Annotated in this window: 5 protein-coding genes and 1 pseudogene; all 6 read right to left on the reverse strand. The window is 63.1% G+C overall.

Annotated elements, in window-relative coordinates:
* Positions 1–224: 224 nt before the first annotated feature.
* The gene (gene jag / locus NZM16_RS08025) at positions 225–920 is read right to left on the reverse strand and encodes an RNA-binding cell elongation regulator Jag/EloR (protein ID WP_295479792.1); all 696 of its coding nucleotides are present in this window, start codon (positions 918–920) and stop codon (positions 225–227) included.
* A 250-nt stretch (positions 921–1,170) separates the two neighbouring features.
* Entirely contained in the window at positions 1,171–2,052 is an 882-nt protein-coding gene (locus NZM16_RS08030; RefSeq protein WP_295479794.1) for a YidC/Oxa1 family membrane protein insertase, read from the reverse strand.
* A 201-nt stretch (positions 2,053–2,253) separates the two neighbouring features.
* Positions 2,254–3,342: a PQQ-binding-like beta-propeller repeat protein gene (locus NZM16_RS08035; RefSeq protein WP_295479796.1), complete on the reverse strand. Its 1,089-nt coding sequence runs from the start codon at positions 3,340–3,342 to the stop codon at positions 2,254–2,256.
* A 207-nt stretch (positions 3,343–3,549) separates the two neighbouring features.
* Positions 3,550–3,744 carry a membrane protein insertion efficiency factor YidD gene (gene yidD, locus NZM16_RS08040; protein WP_367185222.1) on the reverse strand — a complete coding sequence of 65 codons (195 nt, stop codon included), beginning with the start codon at positions 3,742–3,744 and terminating at the stop codon, positions 3,550–3,552.
* Between the two features lie 378 nt (positions 3,745–4,122).
* Positions 4,123–4,473, reverse strand: a complete 351-nt coding sequence (gene rnpA, locus NZM16_RS08045) for a ribonuclease P protein component (protein ID WP_295479799.1) — start codon at positions 4,471–4,473, stop codon at positions 4,123–4,125.
* Positions 4,474–4,559: 86 nt separating this feature from the next.
* Positions 4,560–4,691 (reverse strand): annotated as a pseudogene (gene rpmH, locus NZM16_RS08050) (50S ribosomal protein L34); the annotation flags it as partial.
* Positions 4,692–5,430 lie beyond the last annotated feature (739 nt).

The raw sequence follows: 5,430 nt of genomic DNA on the forward strand, positions 1-5,430 counted from the left end.
CCCCCCCTCCAAAAACACCACATCTCCACAAAAGCTCCCCCCCCCGGGGTGTGGGGGGGGGGGTGTTGGTGTGTGGGTTGGTGCCCGCGGGGCTCTCTGGCCTGGGGGGGGGGGGGGGGGCCCCCGCCCCCCCCCCCCCCCCCGCCCCAAACCCCCAGGAGAGCTCGGAAGCTACCCATGGCGTAACGGGTCAACACAGCGAGGAAACACCACCAGATGGGCCCTCAATCCCCCTCCGAGGTCCAGCGCATCGCAATCACCACCCGCCGTTCTTCCCCTTCGCCAATGCTGTAAGTCGTCACTTTCGGATGATCCTTCAAGGTCATATGGATCACCCGTCGCTCGGCCGCCGGCATCGGCTCCAGCTCCACCGGGCGGCCGGTGGCCATCACCTGTTCCGCTTTCTTGAGGGCCAGGCGCCGCAGCGCCTCCGCCCGTTTGGCCCGATAGCCGTTGATATCCACCACCAGGGGGATGAAGGTGCCCAGGCGTCGGGCGACGATCGCCCGCGCCAGGGTCTGGAAGGCATATAGGGCGCGACCATGACGGCCGATCAGGCGGCCCGCGGTGGGACCCTCGATCCGCACCGTCCAGATGGAATAGTTCCCCCGCTCCTCCGGCCCCTCGACCGTCTCCTGGGCGATGGAAAGGGTGGCCTGGATCCCCAGGGAAGTCAGCAGGCCGCTGACGGCCTGCGCTACCGCTTCCTCGATCTGCTCCGGCGCCAGGCCTGAAGCCGATGGCGCAACAAGCTCCCGCACCACGAGGCGAACCCGCGCTTCCCGAGCGCCGATGCCCAGAAAGCCCGGGCTGCCCGGATCCAGCACCTCGATCTCCACGGCCTCCCGGGGAACGCCCAGCTGAGCCAGGCCCGCCTGGATCGCTGCTTCGATTGTGGATCCGCTTACCACCAGTTCCATATCCACCTCGCCAGGAGGATTCCCATGATCACAGGTCCTGGAGGCCTCGTCACCCTGGAGAAGGGTTTTGAAGGCGAATCGGCCGCCCTTGGCCGACCGCCCCGCCCCAAACCTCGCAGGCTCATGTCCAGCCTTCGCGCAGGCCAGAGAACGAACCGCCCGGTAGCAGGAAGGGATCCTACCTCCCTAAGCCCCTGCCCGCCACCGGGCCCCGCCAGCGGCATGCAGGCCGAACATGAGCCGACCCCGTTCACCGGGCCCCCCGCGCTTTCCGGCGCGGTCGAGCGGGCTCCGCCGAAGAGGAGGAGCCGGAGGATGAGGAGGGGGTAGCCGCCGGCGTCCTTCCGCTTCGCGCGAAGCGACGAGCCAGGAATCCCTTCCAATCCCACGTGACCAGAGCGAACTGAATCACCGAGATCAGGTTCGTGACGATAAAGTAAATGCTCAATCCCACCGCCAGGTTGTAGCTAATCCATCCGAAGAAGAGCGGCATATACAGGTTCATCAGCTGGGTGGTCATGCGGGTCTGGGGATCCGTGCTCGGAGGCGTCATGACCTTCTGAGACCACCAGGTGGTGACGATCACCAACAGGGTCATAATCGGCAGAGGAATCAGAATCCCTCCGACCGGGATGAAAATCCGTTCCGGCCGCCCCAGATCCCAGAACAGGAACTGGCTCTGGATCGGGAGCAACGTGGCCAGGGCTGGGAATCCATTGAAGCGATAGAGCAGTTTGGCCAGATCAATAACCGCGATGGGGTTGAGGGCTAAGACGTGAATGATGGCCTGGTAAACAGCGATCAGGATAGGGAACTGGATCAGAAGGGGAAGGCATCCCCCCAGAGGGTTGACCCCCGCCTCTTTATAAAGCTTCATTTGTTCCTGAGCCAGCTTCTCCCGATCTTTGGCGTATTTCTTCTGGAGCTCCTGGAGACGGGGCTGCAGCTCCTGCATCTTCTTCGCTGCCCGTTGCTGCTGGGCCATCAAGGGATAGAGCAGCAACCGGATCAGCACCGTCAGGGCTACGATCGCTAACACGAAATTCCGGCCCAGGACGGCATAGAGCACCAGGAGGAGGTTCACCAGCGGTTGAAAGAACAACAGGTTCGTCACCAGCGTAATGGGATTCATCCGGCCTCCTTACCGAATTCGCAGTTGGCTCTCTCCAGAAAACCCGCCCGATCGGACCGATCTCAGGGTTCTCGGCTCCTGTCCAGCGGATGGATCGAACATCCCACGCGATTCTATGGGGTTCGCGCCGCAGGCCATGGAAGGTGGCCGAGGCTACCTCTGGCGGCCCCAGCGCCCCCAGGGCTTCAGGATATGACAGGTTTAGCGCCCCAACTTCCAGGCCTCTGTCAGATCTGGATGGAACGCCACCAGGCGGAACGGCCCCCCTGTGGGCGCGACCACGATCCGATCAGCGACCACAACGGGGGCGGTGAGGAGACGCCCTGGGGCCAGGTTGACCGATTTGATCTTCGCCCCATCCTCCAGATTCACCAAGTGGATCCATCCTGCCTCATCGGCGATGTAGACCCGGTTCTCCACGACAAGGGGCCGGGCGCGAACGGGCCCATTCGCCTGAAACGGCCGGGGCCAGAGAGGCCGCCCCTGGCGATCCAGGGCGAGAACCTGTCCGCTCATATCGCCCACAATCAGCCGGTCCCCTGCCACCGCCGGCCCATCCCAGACCCAATGCCCTGCCCGGAAACGCCACCGCTCCTGGCCGGTGGCCAGGTCCACTGCATAGAGATGATCATCAAAAGCTCCCACATATAGCGTATCCCCATCCAGCGTCAACGCACCCGCGATCGCCCCGCGGGTCTGAAACGGAGCAGGCCAGCGCAACGCGCCGCTCTCCACATCCAGGGCCAGCAGGCGATGGTCCATGGTCCCCACGATCAACGTGGTTCCCGAGAGGACCGGGGTGGCCCAGATCCGGGCGGCGCCCCGCCCGGCTTCCGGGAGACGGGTTTGCCAGAGGACCCGACCGCTCGCTCCCTCCAGGGCGAGCACCCATCCATCCCCGGTCCCGACGAAGACCCGCCTTCCATCCGAGATCAGACCAGCAAAAATCGGACCCAGGGGGCGTTGATCCGATGGTGGATACACCCATCGAAGCATCCCATTCCCCCGTTCCAGCCCACAAAGACGGCTTTCCCCAGTCCCCGGGTCCTCCGCGGCAATGACCACCCATCCCTCCAGCACGGCAGGAGCCGCATGGTAAGATCCTGGGCAGGCCCCCGCGTTCCCATCTTTCGGAGGGAAACGCCACAGCTCCTGACCGGAGCGAGCATCTACCGCCAGCACATGAGCCAGATCCGCCACATAAAGGATATCCTCTGCCACCTGTATCCCGGGCCAGCTGGATCCTGCGCCGCTGCATCCAGCGAGCAGAAGCGCGAGCAGGATCCCCATCCATGCCGCATTTTTCCACGATATCGCTGCGGGTTTCAACGATCCATCCTCCGTTGCCGGATAATGATTTTGACCTCTGGAAGTTTGCGGGGTGATGAAAGGCTACGCCTCCCCATCGCATCACCCGATCGGGCCGCGGAGCTCCTCAGAAAATCCTGGAGAGCCCTGACAGATCTCTGACGCCCCAGGCGAACAGGTTGAATCTCTTCAGGGCACCGGATCATACCCGCCGGGATGAAAGGGATGGCAACGCGCGATGCGCCGGGCTCCCAGCCATCCGCCCCGGATCAACCCGTAACGGGCGATCGCCTCGTAGGTGTATTGAGAACAGCTCGGGTAGAAACGACAGGTAGGAGGCAACAGAGGAGAGATCAGCCGCTGATACAGGCGGATGAGCCCCATAGCCACCCAGGCGGGAAAACGTGCCCACTTCCATTTCGAAAGCCCCATCGCAATCCCTTCCTTAAATATGCGAATCCTTCCCGGGACAGAGATCCCAGCGAGTGGTCTTCCACAGCCCATCCGGGTCAGAAATCCCCTCCTCTCCCCCTCTGCCGGATTGCAATCGGCGCGATCCTTGCCAGGGACTCACGGCTTGCCCCTCCCCCCCCGTGGCGAAGCCGGCGTGAGGAGAGAGTTAGGCCATTAGAGGGGCAGGGCGGGCAGCGAAGCTGCTCGCCCTGCCGTCCCCCAATCCCAGGCTTGCAATGGAGAGAGAGCCGGAACGACGGGACGCGCGCCAAACCCGAGATGGATGCGGCCCGAAGTCGTCGAAAGGGGTTACGGCACCCCCTCCCGCAACAATCCCAACCGGGCCAACGCCTCCAGCAGCGCGGCTTCCGCATCCTGTCGTTTGCGCCCGATCAGGCCCGGCCGGGCGATGAGGACCAGATCCCAGCCCGGCTGGATCTCATGGAGGTGCAGACGGGCGGCCTCCCGGAGCAGGCGCTTGGCTCGATTCCGCCGAACGGCCTTGCCGATCGCGCGGCGCCCGGCGATCACCGCCACCCGGGTGATCTCCAGATCGTTTGGGGCCGCTTTCAATTTCAGAAGCGCATTGGACCAGGAGCGCCCTTCTTGCAGAACCCGTTCAATCGCCTTTCGATGGCGCAATCGAACCAGCGAAGCCACAGCCCGGGAAAACCTCAATCTTTACGGCCAGAGGGACCCCGATACTTCCCCTTCCAGTTGATCCGTTTGGCGCCCTCATATCGCGGCGTCAACCGCCAGCGGCCCTTCAACCGTCGCGCCTTCAGCACGCGCCGCCCGCCTTTGGTGCGCATGCGGGCCAGGAAGCCGTGCACTTTCAACCGCTTGCGTCGCTTGGGCTGGTAAGTCCGCTTGGGCATCCTGGATGAACCTCCTCCCTGAAGCTGCGCAATGGGTAATTATAACACAACGCAGTTTATACCATGTGCAACGGAAGCGGTGAATCCGATGGAGAGGCCTTCTCAAAAGGAACGGGTAGAGCCCCTCCCCCTTTCTCTCCCCTCCCCGAGGCCCAAAGGGCGTCGAGGAGGGGAGAGAAAATATCTCTTGGGGCTGGGACGCCGCTGAAGGCGGCGTCCCAGCCCCAAAATCCTCAGGAGGACTCCGAAGTTGCGCATGGTGTTATTCATTTTCTGCGCCGCGAAGCGGCGTGAGGAGAGGAGAGGAGGAAGCACCGAATCCCTGGCAAACGCGTGCAGTGAATTCCATTCCCGGGGATATGGCAAGCCCTTATGGAGGGAGCCGACGAAGCCCCTTATCCCCAGAGCGAGCCCATCGTTCGCACAAGCAGCTTCGAATTCATAGCACGCGTTGGTAAAGACTGCCAGGATGGCAAATGTGGACAGTAAATTCGACGTGCTTTTTGGGATAGCCCAAAGGGCACCTTATGCCAGCCGAGTTCTGCTGGAGGGAGGGGGCACAATCACGCTGTGCCCCCTCGCCTGTTCCTGAGACGGGCCCTGAAGGCGATCAAAGATTGTTGCGGAACAGGGGACAGGTAGTCGCCAAACAAGGAGAACGTTTATGCCTTGGGAGGAACTGGAAAACATCGCTCGGGAGATCCGCTCGGGCCTGGACGCGAAAAACACCGCGCGGGAT

The organism is Thermoflexus sp. (assembly GCF_025055495.1).
Classification (GTDB): Bacteria; Chloroflexota; Anaerolineae; order Thermoflexales; family Thermoflexaceae; genus Thermoflexus.

Coding starts and splice junctions, on each gene's coding strand:
- jag (WP_295479792.1), bottom strand. CDS start 920: ATGGAACTGGTGGTAAGCGGATCCACAATCGAAGCAGCGATCCAGGCG.
- NZM16_RS08030 (WP_295479794.1), bottom strand. CDS start 2,052: ATGAATCCCATTACGCTGGTGACGAACCTGTTGTTCTTTCAACCGCTG.
- NZM16_RS08035 (WP_295479796.1), bottom strand. CDS start 3,342: ATGGGGATCCTGCTCGCGCTTCTGCTCGCTGGATGCAGCGGCGCAGGA.
- yidD (WP_367185222.1), bottom strand. CDS start 3,744: ATGGGGCTCATCCGCCTGTATCAGCGGCTGATCTCTCCTCTGTTGCCT.